Source organism: Cuspidothrix issatschenkoi CHARLIE-1, from assembly GCF_002934005.1.
GTDB classification, from domain to species: domain Bacteria; phylum Cyanobacteriota; class Cyanobacteriia; order Cyanobacteriales; family Nostocaceae; genus Cuspidothrix; species Cuspidothrix issatschenkoi.
This window is the reverse complement of record NZ_PGEM01000069.1, coordinates 1-1,557: the sequence shown is the minus strand read 5'-3', so window position 1 is coordinate 1,557 and position 1,557 is coordinate 1. Positions and strand designations below refer to the sequence as shown.

1 protein-coding gene is annotated in these 1,557 nt (G+C 38.9%); it reads left to right on the top strand.

The genetic code is table 11. From position 1 onward, the window contains the following. On the top strand, positions 1-1,314 hold a 1,314-nt coding region (locus tag CUN59_RS21405), incomplete at its 5' end, for a bluetail domain-containing putative surface protein (RefSeq protein WP_279327298.1). Positions 1,315-1,557: the final 243 nt, after the last annotated feature.

The following is a 1,557-nucleotide window of genomic DNA, read 5'->3' as shown; positions in this document are numbered from 1 at the left end:
AGGAAAAAACTTTTTGGTTTACTGGTTACGGGAACTATTACTAATGATGATACCACCTTAGCCATTACCTCTTCCAATGCCAAGCAAACTGAAGGTAATAGTGGTATAAAAAGCTTTACCTTTAACGTCAACCGTACAGGTAACACCACAGGCACAAATAGTGTCAACTGGACAGTAGCAGGTTCAGGTAATAATCCTGCAAATGCTGTTGACTTTGCTAATAGTGTTTTTCCCAAAGGTACTATTACCTTTGGAGCTAATGAAAGCAACAAGGTAATCACTTTTAATGTCAACGGTGATACAACTTTTGAACAGGATGAGACTTTTACCGTTACTCTCTCCAATCCTACCAATGGCGCAACAATTAGCACTGCATTAGCAACGGGAACTATTGCTAATGATGATACTATCTTAAAGGATACAGAAACATTTAAGAAATTTTTGGACACATGGTTCTCAGTAAAGAAGTCGATATTTAAAGGCGAACTCAATGAAATCATTGATGTAGAGTTAGAGTTTCCAAAGTGGTGGAACAGTGCGGTTAACAAATTTTTCCTTTCAGTTAATGCCGGTATGTCCTTTCCTGATGTAGAAAAATTTGAAAAAGAGGGTTTAACAAAAGGAGAGGCTTGGACTAGTGCAATCATAAAGTTTTTTCTTTCAGAAGTAGTTGTGAGCGCAGCCGAGACAATCAGTAAAATAAAAGTATCCCCTACCCCTAGCTGGGGGATATTTATTTGGTTGCTACCAATAGCAGCAGGTGGAGTAGCAAGTTTATTGACAAATTCAATGGTAGATTGGATTAGCATAAGGCTAGGTTCAGAAATTTGGAACCTGATTTCAGACGATAAAAGCCCAAGTTCGTCGGCATTACAAAGTATGCGAATTGGTACAGCATGGAAGGATGATATTTTCCAATTGAAGTTTGGAGAATCTTTAATTTCCAATCCTGTTTGGATTATGAATTTTGACATTGGGAAAGATAAAATTTACCTACGGTCTTCCTTTGGTTCTGGTGTAAATATTTATACTCCTTTTAATTTCACTCGCGCTGCTGATAGTACAGCCACTACCTTAGAAAAGATGGTTGACAGTGTATTCGACGATGCTAATGGAAATTTTGGCAAGCAGCCTCTAGATAAAAATAGTGCAGCCTTAGTCAGTGTTACAACTGCCGGCATTGCGGGAACTTACTTAGTGATAAATGATGGTATTGCTGGGTTTCAATCCAATCAGGATCTAGTGGTCAATTTAACTGGATACATAGGTACATTACCCAGTTTGGGCAGTATTGATGTTAATAGCTTTTTCTAGCTCCATTGTTTTGTTGAAGTTGGTTAGTAGCATTCAGATACCCGACTTCTTAGAGAAGTCGGGTATCTAAGCGATGATAAATTACATCCTGTCAACTATTAGACAATTTCCCACAGCGATCGCCACCAATTAACCACCGGATACTTCATCCTGTAAATCCTGATTCAGACAATTTCCCACAGCGATCGCTCGAATTAACCACCGAATACCTCATCCCGGAAATCCTGAAATCCCGGAAATCCT